This window comes from Kitasatospora paranensis, assembly GCF_039544005.1.
GTDB lineage: Bacteria > Actinomycetota > Actinomycetes > Streptomycetales > Streptomycetaceae > Kitasatospora > Kitasatospora paranensis.
Genome location: NZ_BAABKV010000001.1, coordinates 4,817,895 through 4,835,860, shown reverse-complemented (window position 1 = coordinate 4,835,860; position 17,966 = coordinate 4,817,895). Strand labels below are relative to the sequence as shown.

Here is a 17,966-nt window from a genome sequence, read left to right as displayed (position 1 = left end):
TGGCCCGCATGACGGCCCGCTCCATGGCGCCCCGGAACTCCTGGAGGGTGGCGGGGGCCGACGGGTTGCCGCCACGCAGCGAAGGGCGCAGCCCGCCGTGCGCGTTGCGCAGGACGTCCTCGCTGAGGCGGCCGAGTTCGCCGTCCTCGTCCGCGCACTCGTCGTCCGCGGTGTTCCACGGTTCGAGGGCGGTGAGCCAGTCGGGGTTGCGCCGGTCGACCCGGCGCAGGTCCTCGCGGCGCGGGCTGTCGTGGAGTGCCCAGCGATCGACCAGCAGCACACCCGGGGCCGCCGGGTCGGCGGTGCCGAGCATCGCGGTCGCCTCGGTCTCGAACTCGTGGACGGTGGGACGGAATCCCATGTTCCGGGCGACCTCGGCGGCGTCCTCGGCGAGCGGTCTGCGGGAGTCCGGGCGGTAGGGCTGCCAGTCGGTGCGGACGTCCCCGTAGCACTCCTCGCCGCGGCCGGCGGGGAGTTCGCCGCGCCGGCAGGAGTACACCGAGATGTGCAGGGCGCCGGTGGGCTCCGGCGTGCCGAAGGCGCTGGGCAGGCTCTCGAAGTCCAGCGGCGGGCCGACCGGGATGACCGTCTGCTCGGCGACCTCGACGATCCGCTCGGCGAGGCGGTGGACGGCCCGTTCGTACTGCGCCCGGTAGTCGGACAGCTTGATCAGCGCGTAGAGCCCCTCCGCGGCGTAGTCCGGGCCGAAACTCCCGTGGTTGAACTGGAGGTCGCTGGCGCAGCGGGGCAGCGTGTAGTGCTTGGTGGCGATCCACAGCCCGGGGACGATTCCGCTGGTCTCCTCGCCTTCGTGGCGGCGGCGGTAGACCGGCCGCTGGCTGAAGGCGTGCCACTCCTGCCCGCAGGCATGGCTCTTGAAGTAGCGCGGTGAGTACAGCGGAACGAACACCCGGCAGGTGGCGAGCTCCTTGGCCAGCCGCTCGGCCCAGAGCTGCCCCTGGTGCATCGATTGGTCCATGAAGCCGACCGGGGCGCCGTCGGGCACGTCGGTGATCATCGTGATCGCCTCGACGAGGTCGTCGTAGAGCTTGGCGACCCAGTGGTTCGGATCCGGCGCCCGGCCCGTGGGACGCGGAGCGTGCGCATACGAAAGGAAGAAATACGGGCGCGCAGGCTCTTTGTCCCATCCCCCGGTCCGTTCACACGCGCCTCCCCCGAGACTCTCCGACTCCCGACCGCGTTCGGGCTTGTCAGTCTAGGAAGGTCTTCTTCCCGATGGGAATAGGGCCGTAACTCGTACGAGGGACGGATGTGGTCAACGTGGTTGGTTGAGAAGCCATTTGGCTGCCATATCCACGCTCTCCGCAATCGGCATCAGGACACAGGCGGCGTCCCCGAGCCGGCCCGTGGCAGTCAGGTCGGGGGATTCGGCCGTGATGTCGGCGGCCATCCGCTCGAAGTGGCCGGTCTCCAGGCTCGGCGCACGGAAGCCCACCCACTGCCGGGCCCCGCGGTCGTCCTTGACGACCGTGGCGTAGGACTGCATCGGCGGGTCCGGCTGCCAGTACTCGGCGAGGTGGAAGACCGTGCAGCAGGACCAGGGCACGCTGACCAGGAGGACCCGGGCCCCCTCGTCGTACAGCCGCCTGACCGGGGAGCGGTCACCCAGATGGCAGTCGAGCGCATGATCGGACATCAGTTCCTCCGCCCGCGGGCCGACCGCGCTGAAGGAGGTCTGCGGATGGGCGCTGCGCACCGAGCCGGGCTGCAGTCTGATCTCCTCGGCGATCCGCCCCATGGTGGGCGATGCCGGGGTGGTCGCCGGGTCGTGCGGCAGCATGGCCGCCCGGAAGTCGTGGAGTTCGGCCGGACCGAGGGCGCGGGTGGCCAGCCGGTGCAGCAGGGACGTGGTGGAGTTCTCCGGGGTGGCCGTGTAGGCCACCAGGGTCCCCCGCGGACCGAGCGCCTGCCGCAGGGCCGCGACGACCGTCCGGGACCTCTCCCGGACGGCGCCGACGGCCCGCGCGGAGGCCTGGACGAGCAGGATCTCGCCCTCCCGGATGCCGAGCATCCGCAGATGGTCCGTCAGCTCCTCTTGGGAGTACAACCCGGCCTCCAGAGCCATGGCCACAGCACCGCTCCGGCACCTGCGGCCGGCAGCCCGCACACCGTACTAAAACCCCACCGGACGCGTCTCCACCTCCGCAGCGCCCGGGCGCTCCCATCACAGGCTCCGGGCGCGCCTGTTCGGCTTCCGGCAGCCCTGACGGAGGGCCCCGGAATTCACTCGCCAGAGCGTGGCCGGCTCTCCTCCGCAAGAATTGCGGGACTCCGTCAGACCCGCTCTCCCGCTCCGGTGAGACGGGCTTCCCAGGCGGCACGGTTGGCCTTGGCCTCCTCGTCGGCAGCGGCCTCCGCGGCGTGGCCCACCGGCAGGGTCAGCCAGGCGCCGACAGCGGCGCGCATCCCGGACACCATGCGAGCGCCGAGCACGGTGAGCGACCCGGAGTCGGCCAGGGTCTCGACGGCCGCGGCCGTGTGCGCCCGCCACGTGGCCAGTTGGCGCCGGGCGTTCTCGGCGGGCGCCCCCGGCAGCCCGTCGTACGCACGGACCCGGGTGCCCCAGAACTCGGTCACCGCCAGGTGGGCGTAGGTGCCCTGGAACAGGCCCTCCAGCGGGCGGGGGTCGGGTCGCCACGGGGCGTGGTAGAGCCGGTCGTCGGCCCGGTCGTACAGCTCGTGGCCGTCGAGGACGGCGCCCAGTTTGACGTGCTGGAACTCGTGCACGAGGAGCAGCGCGAGGATCGGTGCGGTGGCAGGGCGGGCGATGCCGACGGCGCCGAAGGCCTGCCGGGCCGCGGCACTGACGTCGCGACCGTCCGGGCCCGGCCGCAGCGGGGTGACGGTGCTCAGCCCGGCGGCGATCCCGGGCGCGTGGCCGGAGAGGTCCCGGCCGATCAGCTCCCATGCCTCGCGCAGCGCGCCCGTCCAGCCGTGCAGGGCGGACTCGTCGAGCCGGTCGGCCACCGGCCACTGGTGACTGGCCCGCTGGGGGTCGGTGTCCTCCAGGGCGACCGTCCAGCCGGGCAGGGCGACCCTGCGGACAGGCTGCCAGGCGCCCTCGGCCGGGGTGTCCCAGCCGATCCGGTGCCCGCGGACGGTGAAGCCGTCGGCGGTGCCGGCCAACCGCGCCTCGCCCACGCCGCCGACCATCAGCCGCCCGAGGGTGGGGAGGTGGACGAAGCCGTCACGGACGGGCACCGGCAGCTCGAAGGGGATCCCGGCACGCAGTGCCGCCGCAGCGGCGAGCTCGGCGAGCGTGCCGAGGTCGGCGCCCGGCTCTCCGAGCAGGCACCGGGCCGCCCAGGCACGGACGTACGGGTGCCCGAGCACCGCGTCCAGCCCGCGGGGGGCGTCCGCGTCCAGGGCGGTGAGCAGCTGCCAGGCGTCCGGCCGGCCTTCCCCGATGGCCGCCAGCATGGTGCGGGTGAGGCCGAGTTGGGATGCCGCCAGGGCCCGGACGACGGACGCATCGCCGTGTCCGGCGGCGAGCTGGTCGAACTGGCCGTCCGTCAGTACCGCTTGCACGGGCTCGGGCTGCCCGGATCGAGCGGGCGGGGCGGCATCCGTGCGATCCCGGACGGTGGTGATCAGGCGCATGAGGTCTCCGCAGAAGACCGAGGGATTGGCGAAGCCGCTGCCGGTGCGGTAGCGGTGGGCGTACAGTCCGCCGCCGCAGGAGCGGACGACGGGGCAGCTCCGGCACTGGTCGCCGAGTCCGGCCAGGCCGGACTGGCGTTCACGGATGCCGGGGTGGGCCGCGACCTGGTCGAGGGTGTGCTCGAAGACGGTGAAACCCGTGGCGGGTGCGCCGTCGTAGGCGGTCTTGAGGCTGTCGACCTGCTCGAAGGAGCCGTCGGTCTCGATGACGACCAGGTCGGCAGGGTCCAGGCCGAGCGACTCGGTGAGGCTGGACCGGCCGCGCAGCGTCCGGTGGACGGACTCGAACATCCGGACCGGCACCGGCCTGCCCCCGGACGTCCAGCGCTCGTACACGGCGAGCAGCCAGTCGGCGTAGGGGTGAGGGCCGAGCCGGGCCGGGCGGGAGGGCGGAGTGTCCCAGGTCGCGTGCGGCAGCAGGAAGTCGATCCTCGGCGGCTCCAGCGCGACCAGCGCGTCGTAAACCGCGACCGGGTCGTTCTCGACATCGATGGTGCACAGGAGCCCGGCGTACAGGTGGCGGTACTCGGGCCTGCGGAGCAGGTCGAGGGCGGCCAGCACCTTGGCGTGGCTGGAGCGGCCGTCCGCGAACCGGCGGTGCCGGTCGTTGGCGGCGCGGTCGCCGTCCAGGGAGATGCCGACCCTGATGCCGTACTCGGCGAAGAGGTCCAGGAACGCGGGGCTCAGGAGCACCCCGTTGGTGTGGATCCGCAGGTCCAGGGTGCAGCCCTGCGGCAGTGCCCGGTGGAGCTCCTCGGCGGCACGCCGCAGCAGGGCGGGACCGGCCAGCAGTGGCTCGCCCCCGTGCAGGACGACGTGCACGGAGGGCAGGGCGTGGCTGCGGACATGGTCTCCGATCCGCTCGGCCGTCCTGGCCAGGACTTCCTCCAGGACGGCCCGCGGTCTGCCGCGCCAGCTGGTGTCGGCGTGCTCGTACACGTAGCAGTGGTCACAGGCGAGATCACAGCGACTGTGCACCTTGAGCACGAACTGCGAGAACGGCACCAGCCCGGCGCAGGCCGGGTCGGGCGGGCCGTCGGGCGCCGCCATACCCGTCAGATCGAGGAGTTGAATGCCGCCACGGCCACCTGGCCGGAATCGGCGCCTGGGAGTACGCGGTACAGCTGCGCGGTCAGTTCGTCCGTTCCCAGTGCGGCGAGCGAGGCAAGCGAAGGCCGTGTGACGGGCTCCTCGACGGACGGGCCGTCGGTGGCCCGGGTGGCGAGTGCAGCGACCATGGGAAGTCTCTATTCTGCGAGGTCAAAGCGCCTAAGGGGAAAATGCAACCGGGCGCTCCGTCCTCGGCGCCGGGTGATCACCCCGCCGGGCGCGCAATGCCGCCACGGCCCGGCGCGAAAGCACCGGACCTCCCCAGGACCAGTCCACCCGCGCCAACATTACCGTCCTGGAGAAGGGATGTGACGCACTATCGGACACGCCGTTGGGCCATCCGTGGCCGGAACCGCTCCAACGGGTCATCCCCCTCGCTCGGGCGCACGTCAGGGGCACAGCCGCTCGACCCGCCAGCCGTCGCCCTCGGCGAGGAAGCAGAGCCGGTCGTGGAGGCGGTTCTCGCGGCCCTGCCAGAACTCCACGGCCTCCGGAAGGACCCGGTAGCCGCCCCAGAACGGCGGCACCGGCACGCCCTCGCCCTCCGGGTAGCGGGCCGCGAGCTCGGCGTAGCGCTGCTCCAGGACCTCGCGGCCGGCCACCGGGCTGGACTGTTCGCTGGCCCAGGCGCCGAGCTGGGAGCCGTGCGGGCGGGTCCGGAAGTACGCGGCGGTCTCGTCGCGGCCGACCTTCTCGACCCGGCCGCGGACGACCACCTGGCGGGCCAGCGCGATCCACGGGAAGAGCAGCGCCGCCTGGGGGTTCGCCGCAAGTTCGGCACCCTTCCGGGAGCCGTAGTTGGTGTAGAACACGAAGCCGCGCCGGTCGAAGCCCTTGAGCAGGACGGTGCGCGAGCTGGGCCGGCCGGCGGCGTCCGCGGTGGACAGCACCATGGCGTTGGGCTCGGTCACGCCGGCCTCGGCGGCGTCGTGGAACCAGGCCGTGAACTGCTCGAACGGGTCGGCGGCGAGGTCGCCCTCGGCCAGGCCCTCGTGCTGGTAGTGCTTGCGCATGACGGTCAGATCCGGACCCGGCCGATCCTCGCTCGGCGTGGTCAGGGCAGTCGGGGGGCGTTCCGCGGTAGGCACCCCAACATCATCCCGTACGACAAGCCTCGCGGGTGTTCACGTCCGGGCGACGCGGGGCGGGGATATGGTGTCTCGCCACCGCTTCGCGGGGCACCTGCCGGGGAATCGTCCCCGAGGGCCCGAATTCCCCCGTTTGTCCGACAATGGCGCCGGACACGGGCCCGGCCACGGCGCCGGTTGGGGGAAACATCACCGTGGTGGTGTATGGCGCAATGCACCGGGTGCCTGCAAGGCTGACACCGAGTGCCAACCCACCACCGGTCACCCGGCGCGCCGCCCCACCACCGCGGCCCGCCGGAACGGATCACTGAAGGAGCCGTCTGATGTCCGACTTCGTACCCGGGCTCGAAGGTGTAGTCGCCTTCGAGAGCGAGATCGCCGAACCCGACCGTGAGGGGGCGCGCTGCGCTACCGCGGTGTGGACATCGACGAACTGGTGGGCCACGTCTCCTTCGGCCACGTGTGGGGCCTGCTGGTGGACGGCAAGTTCAATCCGGGCCTGCCCGCCGCGGAGCCCTTCCCGATCCCGGTCCACTCCGGTGACATCCGGGTCGACGTGCAGTCCGCGCTCGCCATGCTCGCCCCCGTCTGGGGCCTCCAGCCGCTGCTCGACATCTCCGCCGAGCAGGCCCGCGACGACCTCGCCCGGGCCGCCGTGATGGCCCTGTCGTACGTCGCCCAGTCGGCCCGCGGCCAGGGCCTGCCGATGGTCCCGCAGCGCGAGATCGACAAGGCCGAGACGGTCGTCGAGCGGTTCATGATCCGCTGGCGCGGCGAGCCCGACCCGCGCCACGTCAAGGCTGTCGACGCCTACTGGACGTCCGCCGCCGAGCACGGCATGAACGCCTCCACCTTCACCGCCCGCGTCATCGCCTCCACCGGCGCCGACGTGGCGGCCGCGCTGTCCGGCGCCGTCGGCGCGATGTCCGGCCCGCTGCACGGCGGCGCGCCGTCCCGCGTGCTCGGCATGATCGAGGAGATCGAGCGCACCGGCGACGCGGTCGGCTACGTGAAGAAGGCCCTCGACAAGGGCGAGCGCCTGATGGGCTTCGGCCACCGCGTGTACCGCGCGGAGGACCCGCGCGCCCGCGTGCTGCGCCGCACCGCCAAGGAGCTCGGCGCGCCGCGCTTCGAGATCGCCGAGGCGCTGGAGAAGGCCGCGCTGGAGGAGCTGCACAACCGCCGCCCCGACCGCGTGCTCGCCACCAACGTGGAGTTCTGGGCCGCGATCATGCTGGACTTCGCCGAGGTCCCGGCGCACATGTTCACCTCGATGTTCACCTGTGCCCGGACGGCCGGCTGGTCGGCGCACATCCTGGAGCAGAAGCGCACCGGCCGCCTCGTGCGCCCCTCCGCGCGCTACATCGGCCCCGGCCCGCGCAGCCCGCGCGAGGTCGACGGCTACGAGTCGATCGCGCACTGACGCATTCACTCGTCAGGGGGTCCGGGCAGCCGCCCGGACCCCCTGGCGCAGGGAAGATCACATCTCAGCGGGCGGACGGCCGTAACCACTCCGCAACCCGGGGCAGTAGGCTGCGGCCGTGGCTCAGATCCAGATCCCCGCTGACATCAAGCCCGCAGACGGCCGTTTCGGCTGCGGTCCGTCCAAGGTGCGCCCCGAGGCCCTGAGTGCCCTCGCCGCCACCGGTACCTCGCTGCTCGGCACCTCGCACCGCCAGGCCCCGGTCAAGAACCTGGTCAAGCGCGTGCGCGAGGGCGTGAGCAGCCTCTTCTCCCTCCCCGAGGGCTACGAGGTGGTGCTCGGCAACGGCGGTTCCACCGCGTTCTGGGACATCGCCGCCTTCGGCCTGGTGCGCGAGAAGTCCCAGCACCTGAACTTCGGCGAGTTCTCCTCCAAGTTCGCCTCCTCGGTGAAGGCCGCCCCGTGGCTGGCCGAGCCCACCGTGATCAAGTCGGAGCCGGGTACCCACCCGCTGCCGACCGCCGAGGCGGGCGCGGACGTCTACGCGCTCACCCACAACGAGACCTCCACCGGTGTCGCCATGCCGATCCGCCGCCCCGCGGGCGCGGACGCCGGCTCGCTCGTCCTGGTCGACGCCACCTCGGGCGCCGGCGGCCTGCCGGTCGACATCACCGAGACGGACGTCTACTACTTCGCCCCGCAGAAGTCGTTCGCCAGCGAGGGAGGCCTCTGGCTGGCCGCCTTCTCGCCGGCCGCACTGGAGCGCGCCGCCGAGATCGCCGGCTCCGGCCGGTACATCCCGCCGTTCTTCGACCTGCCGACGGCGATCGACAACTCGTCGAAGGACCAGACGTACAACACCCCGGCGGTCGCCACGCTCTTCCTGCTGGCCGACCAGCTGGACTGGCTGAACGGCAACGGCGGGCTGGACTGGGCCGTCGCCCGGACGGCCGAGTCCTCCTCGATCCTGTACTCCTGGGCCGAGAAGTCCTCCTTCGCGCAGCCCTTCGTGGCCAAGGCCGAGGAGCGCTCGCAGGTCGTCGGCACCATCGACTTCGACGAGTCGATCGACGCGGCGGCCATCGCCAAGGCGCTGCGCGCCAACGGCATCGTCGACACCGAGCCGTACCGCAAGCTCGGCCGCAACCAGCTGCGCATCGCGATGTTCCCGGCCGTCGACCCGGCGGACGTCCAGGCCCTCACCGCCTGCATCGACCACGTGGTCGAGCAGCTCTGACGGCGCCGCCGCACCCGGACGAAGCGCAGGGCCCCCGCTCCCAGGAGCGGGGGCCCTGCGCGTTCGGGGCGGTGTGCACGGGCGGTCGGCGTTCACGGCGGGCGGCGCTCACGGCGGGCGGCGGCGCGGGCCCGGGGTCCGGCCGGATCACCGCCCGACGAGCGAGCTGACGACGACGACCACCAGCAGCAGCACCAGCGCGCCGGTCACGATCCGCATGCGAGTCTTCGGGTCCACGGCATCGAGGTTAGTCGGTCCTCCGCGGGGCCGGGGCACCGGCCGTCCCCCGGTACTCCTGCGCCCGGAACAGCGACGGGGCCAGCCCCACCCGGCGGGTGAAGATCCGGGTGAAGTACGCCGGGTCCTCGTACCCGACCCGGCGGGCCACCGCGGCGACCGGCAGCTCCGCCGAGGCCAGCAGCCGCTTCGCCTCGTCGAGCCGCACGGTCAGCAGGTACTCCTTCGGCCCGACCGCCCCCGCCGCGCGGACGGCCCGGCGCAGCTCGGCCACCGTCATCCCGGCCCGGCCGGCGTGCTGGGCCACCGAGAGGGGCAGGTAGGCGTCCCGGCGCAGCCCCTCCAGCACGGGCGCGCCGGCCGGGTCGAGGTCGGCGCGGTGCCGCCGCAGCTCCACCAGCAGCTCGTGCACGCCCGCCGCCGCGGCCGCACCGGCCAGCGGGCCGCCGCGCCGGCACGCGCCGGCCACCTTGGCGATGACCGCCTCGGCGGCCTCCGTCCCGGTCAGCGGCACGACGTCGTCCTCGGGCAGCAGGCCGAGCTCCGCGTACGCGGCGACGGCCGGTCCGGTGAAGTCCAGGAAGGACTCCGCCCAGCCGCCCTCGTCCGGCGCGTAGTGGTGCGGGACACCGGGGCGCAGCCAGAGCACCGCCGGGGCGACCACCGGCCTGCGGTCGCCGTCCGGTGCGGCGAACCAGCCGCGTCCGCCGGTGACCAGCACGGCGACCCAGCGGTCCAGGGTGCGCGGGCCCACGGTGGGCAGCCGGCCGCGCTGCATCCCGACGCCGAGACAGGCCAGGCCGGTCGCCAGCTGCGCCGGGCCCGGCGTCAGGTACTGCCACCAGCGGTCCATCGCCCCTCCCTCCTCGGCGTCACGACAATCCAACAGACACCCGGGGTTTGTCCATGGCAGCCGCCGGGGCGTTCTTGCAGGCTGGGGACATGCTCACCTACGACTCCACCGGGTTCGCGCTCGACGGCCGCCCGCTGCGCATCCTGTCCGGCGCCATGCACTACTTCCGTACCCGGCCCGAGCAGTGGCCGCAGCGGCTGGCCGCGCTGCGCGCGATGGGGCTCAACACCGTCGAGACGTACGTGGCGTGGAACCTGCACGAGCCCGCCGAAGGCCGGTTCGAGCGGATGGCCGAACTCGGCGCGTTCCTGGACGAGGCCGCGGCCCAGGGCCTGTGGGCGATCGTCCGGCCCGGTCCGTACATCTGCGCCGAGTGGGACAACGGCGGGCTGCCGGGCTGGCTGACCGCCCGGGCCGGGCGCCGGGCGCGGACGGGCGACGCCGGGTACCTGGCCGCAGTGGACGCCTTCTTCGACCGGCTGCTGCCCCTGGTGGTGGAGCGGCAGGTCGACCGGGGCGGCAATGTGCTGATGGTCCAGGTGGAGAACGAGTACGGCTCGTTCGGCAGCGACGCGGCCTACCTGCGGCACCTGGCGGACGGCCTGCTGCGGCGGGGCGTCACGGTGCCGCTGTTCACCTCCGACGGGCCGGAGGAGCACATGCTGGCGGGCGGCACCGTGCCGGGGGTGCTCGCCACCGTGAACTTCGGCTCCGAGCCGGAGGAGGCCTTCGCGCTGCTGCGCCGGCACCGGCCCGAGGACCCGCTGTTCTGCATGGAGTTCTGGAACGGCTGGTTCGACCACTGGCACAAGCCGCACCACGGCCGGGACGCCGCGGACGCCGCCGACACGCTGCGCCGGATCCTGGCGGCCGGCGGCTCGGTCAACCTCTACATGGCGCACGGCGGCACCAACTTCGGTACCGGCGCGGGCGCCAACCATGCCGACGCGCCGTTCAACTCGACCGACTGGACGCACTCGCCGTACCAGCCCGTCACCACCTCGTACGACTACGACGCCCCGCTGGACGAGCGCGGCGCGCCCACCGCCAAGTACGAGGCGTTCCGCGAGGTGCTGCGGGAGTTCGCCGCCGCGCACCCGGACGAGGCCCGCTTCCGGGACGACCGGGTGCCGGAACTTCCCGCACCGGCACCGGTCGTGGGGCCGGCCGAGGTCGCGCTGACGGCGTGGGCGCCGCTGCCGTTCGGCCCGGGGGTGGCGTCCGCCGTCCCGCCCACCTTCGAGGAACTCGGCCTGGAACACGGCCTCGTCCGGTACACCTTCCGCCCGCCGGGCCCGGCGGGCGAGCAGCCGCTGAGCGTGGACGGGCTGCGCGACCGGGCGGTGCTGCGGGTGGACGGGCTGCGCGTCGCGGAGCTGGAGCGCGGCGTGGAGCACAAGCCGCTGCCGGTGCCCGGCGGGAGCGAGGTGGAGCTCCTGGTGGAGTCGCTGGGCCGGGTCAACTACGGCCCGCAGGTGGGCGAGACCAAGGGGATCACCGGCGGGGTGCGGCACGAGCGGCAGTACCTGCACGGCTGCCGGGCCGCCGCGCTGGCGCTGGAGCCGTTGCCGGCCCTGGAGTTCACCGACGCCGCACCCGACGGGGAGTGCTTCGCCCGGGGTTCGCTCGCCCTGGGGTCGACGGGCGACGCCTTCCTCGCCGTTCCGGACGGCGGCCACGGCTACCTGTGGGTGAACGGCTTCCTGCTCGGCCGCTACGACTGCGCGGGGCCGCAGATCACCCTGTACTGCCCGCAGCCGCTGCTGCGCGCGGGGGACAACACGTTCGTGCTGCTGGAACTCGGCGCCGCGCGGCCGCTCCGGATCCGGCTGCGGACGGCGCCCGAGCTGGGCTGAGCCGGGCGCCGGGGGCGCCCCGGCCCGGTCAGGGCGCCTCCCAGCGGGCCAGCGGCCAGACGCCGACGCTGTGGTAGCGGGAGGGGCCGAAGCCGGTGTCACTGTGCATCAGGTGGAACTCCGCGGCCTCCCACTCGGCGCCGCGGAAGCCGTCGAGGCCCGCCGCGACCTGCTGCAGCTGGGCGGCGGCGCCGCGCTGCTCGGCCCGCCGCCGCCCCCGCGCGGAGCCCGTCCGGGCCAGCGTCAGGTGCGGGTGGAAGCCGAACTCGTCGGTCTCCACACCGATCTCGCCGACCCCGGCGCGGACGGCCTCGGCCAGTCGGCGCAGGGCCCACACCTCGCCGTCCACCCCGGCCCACAGCGCCCGGTCGCCGAAGGTGCCGGCGCCGGCGAGCCGCAGCCGGTGGGCGCCGTGCTCGGCGGCGATCCGGGCCAGCAGGTCCTGGAGGGCCGGCACGTCGGTCACCGGGACGTCGCCGAGGAAGGCGAGGGTCAGGTGCCAGCCGGCCACCTCCGTCCAGCGCAGCCGCTCCGCGCCCGGCAGCTCCCGCAACGGGGCTGCCGCGTCCACCAGTTCCTGCACCGCCTCGGTCGGCGGGTTGACCGCCACAAAGAGCCTCATGGGCCCATCCTGCCGTCTGCGGCCGCCCGGGCCTTCCGAATTCCGCACGGCACGAACCAGACTGTTCGTATGAAGATCCGTACCGGTGGTCCGGAGGACGCGGCCGCCACCCTCGCCCTGCTCGACGCCGCGGTCGCCTGGCTGGCGGCCCGCGGCCGCACCGGCCAGTGGGGCGACCGCCCCTGGACGAGCCGCCCCGCCGCCGCCGAGCGGATCCACCGCTACGCGGCCGAGTACCTGCTGCGTGCCGCCGACGACCCGCAGGGGCGCACGGTCGGCGTCTGCGTGCTGGCCGAGACGCCGCCCGACTACGCCCCGCCGGTCACGGAGCGGGAGCTGTACGTGCGGCTGCTGGTGACCGACCGGGAGCACACCGGCCGCGGGATCGGCGCCGCGCTGGTGGCCGACGCGGTCGCCGAGGCCCGCCGCCGCGGGATCGGCCTGCTGCGGGTGGACTGCTACGCCGGCGACGACGGGGCGCTGGTCGCCCAGTACGAGCGGCTCGGCTTCACGTCCACCGACGCCTTCACGGTCGACCGGCCGACCGGGCCGTGGCCCGGCCGGATCCTGGCCGTCCGGGTGTGACGCCGGGCCCGGCCGGCCGGGTGGGACGGCCGGGCCCGCAGGCCGTGCGGCGCACCGGTCAGCAGGCGGTCGCCAGCTCCCGCCGCGGCAGGGTGCGCGGCACCACGGCGACCACCCGGCCGCCGGCGCCCGGGTGCAGGTCGACCCGGACCTTGAGGTCCGCGGCCCGGGCCAGCACCACGGCGACCACCCCGGCCGCCGCCGCCGACACCAGGCCGCAGGCGAGCAGGCCCAGCCGCGGCCCGTACAGGTCGGTCACCCAGCCGACCAGCGGGGCGCCGATCGGGGTGCCGCCGGTGAACACCAGCACCAGCAGGCCCATCACCCGGCCGCGCATCTCGGGGTCGGTGGCCAGTTGCAGGGCCGAGTTGACCGAGGTGTTGAAGGTCAGCCCGAACACGCCGATCAGCGTCAGCAGCCCGGCGAACGTCCAGTAGCCGGGCGCGAACGCGGCCAGCACCTCCAGGGCGCCGAACGCGATCGCGGCACCGACCAGCCGGCGCAGCCGCGGCGCGCCGCGCCGGGCCGCCAGCAGGGCGCCGGTGAGCGAGCCGACCGCCATCGCGGTGTTCAGCAGGCCGTACTCGCCGGCGCCGACCTTGAACGTGTCGTAGGCGAAGCCGGACAGCAGGGTCGGGAAGTTGAACCCGAAGGTGCCGATGAAGGCGGCCAGCACCATCGGCCAGAGCAGCTCCGGACGCTCCCGCACGTAGGTCAGGCCCTCGCGGAGCTGGCCCTTCCGGCGGGCGATCGGCGCGGTGGGGCGCAGTTCGCTCTCCCGCATCGCCAGCAGCCCGCCGATCACGGCCGCGAAGGACAGCGCGTTCACCGCGAACGCCCATCCGCTGCCGACCGCGGCGATGAGCAGACCGGCCACGGCCGGGCCGACCAGCCGGGCGGTCTGGAAGTTGGCGGCGTTCAGGCTGACCGCGTTGGAGAGGTCCTTGGGCGGGACCATCTCGCTGACGAAGGCCTGCCGGGTCGGGTTGTCGACCACCGTGACCAGGCCGAGCAGCAGCGCGAAGACGTACACGTAGCCGGCGGTCACCGTGCCGGTGACGGTCAGCACGGCGAGGCCCGCGGCGAGCAGGCCCATCGCGCCCTGGGTGGCGATCAGCAGCCGGCGCTTGGGCATCCGGTCGGCGAGCACGCCGCCGAACAGGCCCAGCAGCAGCATCGGCAGGAACTGCATCGCGGTGGTCACACCGACCGCGAAGGGGCTGCCGGTGAGGCTCAGCACCAGCCAGTCCTGCGCGATGCGCTGCATCCAGGTGCCGGTGTTGGAGACCACCTGGCCGGCGAAGTAGTAGCGGTAGTTACGGATCCGGAGGGAGGAGAACATCCCCCGGGCCTGGTGAATCCCGCCCCGGTGGGGCTCCCCGCCGCGGGGTCCGACGCGGCGGTGGGAGCCGCCGCGGGACGTTCGCAGGGGTCGTCGTCGCCGGTGCCGGGCAGGCCCACGGGTGCGGGCGCCTGGCTCTCGGCGGTGGCAGCTCCGGCGGGTGCCGGGTCTGCGGTGAGGTCGTCGGTACGGATGGCGGCGGCGCTGGCTGCGGCCGGCGGTGTCAAGGCGGTCTCCCCTCGGGGCGCGGCGGCGGGCAGGTGCGCCGTCGGGCCTGCGGTGTCACGAATCGTTCCTGCGGTGATGCGGTACTCCTTCTTCCGGGTGCCGTGGGATGTCGTCCGGATGGACGCGGTCGATGCGGTCAGAGATGGGCGAGCTTGTAGAGCGCGGGCGCGGCCTGGCGGATCAGCGCCCACTCCTCCTCGGTCAGCCCTTCGGCCAGGTCGGCCAGCCAGGCGTTGCGTCGCCGACGGCTCTCCATGAGGATCGCCTCGGCCTGCTCGGTACTGCTGACGACCACCTGTCGGCGGTCGTCCGGGTGCGGCTCGCGCCGTACCAGACCCTTCTCCTCCAGCATCGCGATGATCCGCGTCATGGACGGCGGCTGGACGTGCTCGCGTCGTGCGAGCTCGCCGGGCGTCGCCTTGCCGCAGCGGGCCAGGGTGCCGAGCACCCCCATTTCGGTGGGGCTCAGCGACTCCTCGACCTGCTGGTGTCTCAGCCGACGGGCAAGGCGCATCGTGGACGATCGCAGCTGGCTGACGGCTGCGAGATCGTCCTCGGACATCTCGGGCATGGTCCTTAGACTATGTCATTACCCTGGCTAAAGAAAACCGGATTTGGATCACACCTCGGCACGCACCCCGACCGGCGCACCGACCGGACGGCCGGAGCGTCGCCGTCAATGCGGAGCCGACCGGGTGATCACGTCAGGACTTGGTGTCGGGGAGATGCGCCTCACGTGAAGTACCCACTCTGACCTGCGAGTTCACCGAATCTCCCGGCGTTGCCCACGACCGGAACCGGTGACTAGGGTGCCCGTTGACAGGAACACAGCACGCGGACAACTTGCACCCCCACTCCGTCCGAGGAGTCCTCTTGGGTCACATCCATCACGCGGTCTACGGCTGGGTGACACCGGCGATCTCCTACCTCGTCGCCTGTCTCGGCGCCCTGATCGCCCTGCGCAGCACGCGCTGGGCCCTGATCAGCGAGGGCCGCTCCCGCCGCAACTGGCTGCTGTTCGGCACCGTCTCGCTCGGCGGCGGCATCTGGAGCATGCACTTCGTGGCCATGCTCGGCTTCGCCGTCTCCGGCACCGAGATCCGCTACAACGTCTGGCTCACCGTACTGAGCCTGCTGGTCGCTGTCGCCTTCGTGGGCGTGGGCATCTTCACCGTGGGCTACAGCACCCGCCCGCGCGGCGCCCTGGTGGCCGGCGGCATCGCGACCGGGCTCGGGGTGGCGGCGATGCACTACCTCGGCATGGCCGCCATGCAGGTCCCCGGCCGGCTGAGCTACAGCACCCCCGTGGTCGCCGCCTCGGTCGCGATCGCGGTGTTCGCCGCGACCGCCGCCCTCTGGGCGACCCTCAACATCAAGGGCACCGGCGCGGTGCTCGCGGCCGCACCGGTCATGGGCGTCGCGGTCTGCGCGATGCACTACACCGGCATGATGGCGGTCTCGGTCCACCTCGACCCCGAGGGCGGCACGCCGGGCGGCGTGGTCGCCCTGCAGTTCGTCTTCCCGCTCGCCGTCGGCTTCGGCACATACGTGTTCATCAGTGCGCTGGCCTTCGCGGTGGCGCCGAGCCGGCACGGCCGGGCGCAGCCGGTGCTGGTCGGGCCGGCCGCCCCGATCCCGACCGTGCGGCCGGCCTTCGAGCCCGCGCCCGGCCAGCGGCGCACCGCGCCGCCCGCCTGGTCGGCCCCGCTGCAGCCGAACCCGGCCCCGGCCCAGCACCGCTGACGGTCCGCCCGGAACGCCCGGAGGCCGGGCCGCCCCTCCCGCACCACGCGGAGGGGCGGCCCGGCCTCCGGGCGTAGGCGGTCAGCCGCGCAGGTGCTCCGGGGTCGCCGTCGGGCAGACCTTGTGCACGAAGTCGCGGCGCAGCCGGTGGTAGGGCTCCTCCGGGTCCAGGAAGTTGCGCCGCATGTGGGTCAACTCCTCCTCCCGGTAGGCCGCGAGCGGCTTGGCATCCTCGTCGGCGGCGCGCCGGCGCTTCTTCTCCAGCAGCCGGTCGGCGAGTTCGGGCGAGCCCGCGAGCTCGGCCGCCCTGGCGTGCACCCAGGACCGGAACTCGGCCGGGCCGCCGGGCCGGACGGCGTCCACCAGGCCCAGCCGCGCGGCCTCCGCACCGCCGACCGGCAGCGCCGCGGTGGTCAGCCGCTCGGCCGCCTCGGCACCGACCCGGCGCGGCAGCGTGTACGTCCAGTACTCGGAGCCGTACAGGCCCATCAGCCGGTAGTGCGGGTTGAGCACGGCGGAGGCGCGGCACCAGACCTCGTCGGCGGCGATCGCGAGCATCAGGCCGCCCGCGGCCGCGTTGCCGGCCAGCGCCGAGACGGTGAGCTTGTCGGTGGTGGTGAGGATCGCCTCGACCAGGTCGTCCATGGCGTTGATGTTGAGCCAGGATTCCTCCGCCGGGTCGGCGGCCGCCTCGATGGTGTTGAGGTGGATGCCGTTGGAGAAGAAGTCGCGGCTCGGGCCGAGCACCAGCACCGCGGTGGGCCGGGCGCAGGCGGCCCGGTACGCGGCGAGCAGGCGACGGCACTGCGCGGTGCTCATCGCCCCGCCGGGGAAGGCGAATTCGAGGTGGCCGACGCCCGCGTCCTCGCGGTAGCGGATCTCCGACCAGGTGGTGCGGACGGTCGCCTCGGCCGGGCCGACGGGGATCTCGGGCACCGGGCCGAGGAGTTCTCCGAGCGCCCGGGTGGCGGGCAGCTTGAAGGTGGCCGGGCCGCCGGGGGTGCGGCGCGGGCGGAGCTGCGGGATCCACACGGCGCCGTCGACGGTGGCCCGGCAGATCGCCCCCTCGCGGGTGGCGATCAGCGCGCCGCTCTCGCCGCGCAGCCGGTCCTCGGGGTGGCCGCCGTGCAGGAAGAATTCGCGGCCGTGGATCTCGTCGAGCACGCCGGGCTGCGAGTCGCCGGAGCGCAGCTTGCGCAGCACGGTGGCGGTGTCGTCGGCGGCCCAGTCGATCCGGCGGACGTCCTGCTTGTGGTACGGGCGCAGGCGCCCCTGGACGTCCCAGCGGGTGTAGTCCAGCGGCTCGGGCTCGAACCAGCCGCCGGCGAACCGCTCGACGGCCAGCAGCACCGCCTCCAGGGCGGCGTCGGCGACCTCGTTGCGGTAGGACTCGCTCTTGCCGCAGGGCTGGAGGGCGAACGGGACGGAGGCCCAGATCGGGCCGGCGTCCATCTCGGCCACGGCCTGCAGCACGGTGACGCCCCACTCCTCGGCGCCCTCGTGGATCGCCCAGTCGAGCGAGGAGGGTCCGCGGTCGCCCTTCGGCCCCGGGTGGACGATGAGGACGGTGTGCCGGCTCCAGACGTCCTCGGGGACGGCTCTGGTGAGCATCGGCGCGAGGATGAGATCGGGCCCGAAGCGGGCGACCGCGGCCCGGACGGGCTCGTCGCCGAGCGCCAGTTCGACCGCCACGGTGTGCCCGCGCTCGCGGAGCTCGGTGTGGACGCGCTGGGTGAGGCTGTTGAACGCGCTGGCGACCAGCAGGATGCGCAAGGTGCCCTCCGACGGCATGTCAGCAGTGCTGGATGGTCCCCCCGTCGAGTCCGGTCACCGGTGGGTACCCGTCGGACCCGTCGTGTCACCACTCCTGGCGTCGCACGGGCCGCGGTCCCCCCGTTCGGCCGATGGCTCGGTGCGGTCATCCAACCATGGTCATGGACACGAAACTTCGCCGTTCGGGG

General features: G+C 73.6%; 13 protein-coding genes and 2 pseudogenes. 5 read left to right on the top strand and 10 right to left on the bottom strand.

Annotation, left to right across the window (positions count from 1 at the left end):
• Position 1: 1 nt before the first annotated feature.
• From ABEB13_RS40715 to pdxH, 5 genes and pseudogenes are all read right to left on the bottom strand, one after another.
• Positions 2-1,066: pseudogene (locus ABEB13_RS40715) on the bottom strand (TIR-like protein FxsC); the annotation flags it as partial.
• A 210-nt stretch (positions 1,067-1,276) separates the two neighbouring features.
• On the bottom strand, positions 1,277-2,086 hold the full coding sequence (locus ABEB13_RS23325) for an AAC(3) family N-acetyltransferase (RefSeq protein WP_345707057.1): 810 nt from the start codon (positions 2,084-2,086) through the stop codon (positions 1,277-1,279).
• 209 nt (positions 2,087-2,295) lie between these two features.
• A complete protein-coding gene (locus ABEB13_RS23320; RefSeq protein WP_345707056.1) occupies positions 2,296-4,731 on the bottom strand; it encodes an FxsB family cyclophane-forming radical SAM/SPASM peptide maturase in 2,436 nt (811 codons plus the stop codon).
• Between the two features lie 5 nt (positions 4,732-4,736).
• Positions 4,737-4,919 carry an FxSxx-COOH cyclophane-containing RiPP peptide gene (gene fxsA / locus ABEB13_RS23315; protein WP_345707055.1) on the bottom strand — a complete coding sequence of 61 codons (183 nt, stop codon included), beginning with the start codon at positions 4,917-4,919 and terminating at the stop codon, positions 4,737-4,739.
• 261 nt (positions 4,920-5,180) lie between these two features.
• On the bottom strand, positions 5,181-5,804 hold the full coding sequence (pdxH, locus tag ABEB13_RS23310; RefSeq protein WP_345707054.1) for a pyridoxamine 5'-phosphate oxidase: 624 nt from the start codon (positions 5,802-5,804) through the stop codon (positions 5,181-5,183).
• Positions 5,805-6,202: 398 nt separating this feature from the next.
• Here pdxH and ABEB13_RS23305 point away from each other — a divergent pair.
• Positions 6,203-7,302 (top strand): annotated as a pseudogene (locus tag ABEB13_RS23305) (citrate synthase 2).
• Between the two features lie 118 nt (positions 7,303-7,420).
• Positions 7,421-8,539: a phosphoserine transaminase gene (serC, locus tag ABEB13_RS23300; protein WP_345707053.1), complete on the top strand. Its 1,119-nt coding sequence runs from the start codon at positions 7,421-7,423 to the stop codon at positions 8,537-8,539.
• Positions 8,540-8,786: 247 nt separating this feature from the next.
• On the opposite strand, the gene ABEB13_RS23295 is transcribed toward serC, so the two are convergent.
• The gene (locus ABEB13_RS23295) at positions 8,787-9,629 is read right to left on the bottom strand and encodes an AraC family transcriptional regulator (protein ID WP_345707052.1); all 843 of its coding nucleotides are present in this window, start codon (positions 9,627-9,629) and stop codon (positions 8,787-8,789) included.
• 89 nt (positions 9,630-9,718) lie between these two features.
• Between ABEB13_RS23295 and ABEB13_RS23290 the strand changes: the two genes are divergently transcribed.
• Entirely contained in the window at positions 9,719-11,485 is a 1,767-nt protein-coding gene (locus ABEB13_RS23290) for a glycoside hydrolase family 35 protein (RefSeq protein WP_345707051.1), read from the top strand.
• A 28-nt stretch (positions 11,486-11,513) separates the two neighbouring features.
• Here ABEB13_RS23290 and thpR read toward each other — a convergent pair whose 3' ends face one another.
• Positions 11,514-12,107: an RNA 2',3'-cyclic phosphodiesterase gene (gene thpR / locus ABEB13_RS23285; RefSeq protein ID WP_345707050.1), complete on the bottom strand. Its 594-nt coding sequence runs from the start codon at positions 12,105-12,107 to the stop codon at positions 11,514-11,516.
• A gap of 69 nt (positions 12,108-12,176) precedes the next feature.
• Here thpR and ABEB13_RS23280 point away from each other — a divergent pair, with 69 nt between their 5' ends.
• Positions 12,177-12,692, top strand: coding sequence for a GNAT family N-acetyltransferase (locus ABEB13_RS23280; RefSeq protein ID WP_345707049.1), 516 nt, complete (start codon positions 12,177-12,179; stop codon positions 12,690-12,692).
• 58 nt (positions 12,693-12,750) lie between these two features.
• Here ABEB13_RS23280 and ABEB13_RS23275 read toward each other — a convergent pair whose 3' ends face one another.
• Positions 12,751-14,034: an MFS transporter gene (locus tag ABEB13_RS23275; protein WP_345707048.1), complete on the bottom strand. Its 1,284-nt coding sequence runs from the start codon at positions 14,032-14,034 to the stop codon at positions 12,751-12,753.
• Positions 14,035-14,398: 364 nt separating this feature from the next.
• On the bottom strand, positions 14,399-14,833 hold the full coding sequence (locus tag ABEB13_RS23270) for a MarR family winged helix-turn-helix transcriptional regulator (protein WP_345707047.1): 435 nt from the start codon (positions 14,831-14,833) through the stop codon (positions 14,399-14,401).
• A 302-nt stretch (positions 14,834-15,135) separates the two neighbouring features.
• On the opposite strand from ABEB13_RS23270, the gene ABEB13_RS23265 reads away from it, so the two are divergent.
• Positions 15,136-16,005, top strand: coding sequence for an MHYT domain-containing protein (locus ABEB13_RS23265; RefSeq protein WP_345707046.1), 870 nt, complete (start codon positions 15,136-15,138; stop codon positions 16,003-16,005).
• Positions 16,006-16,086: 81 nt separating this feature from the next.
• Here the strand turns inward: ABEB13_RS23265 and ABEB13_RS23260 are convergent, their stop codons facing one another.
• Complete coding sequence (locus ABEB13_RS23260) at positions 16,087-17,778, bottom strand: hydrogenase maturation protein (protein WP_345707045.1); 1,692 nt, start codon at positions 17,776-17,778, stop codon at positions 16,087-16,089.
• Between the last annotated feature and the right edge of the window lie 188 nt (positions 17,779-17,966).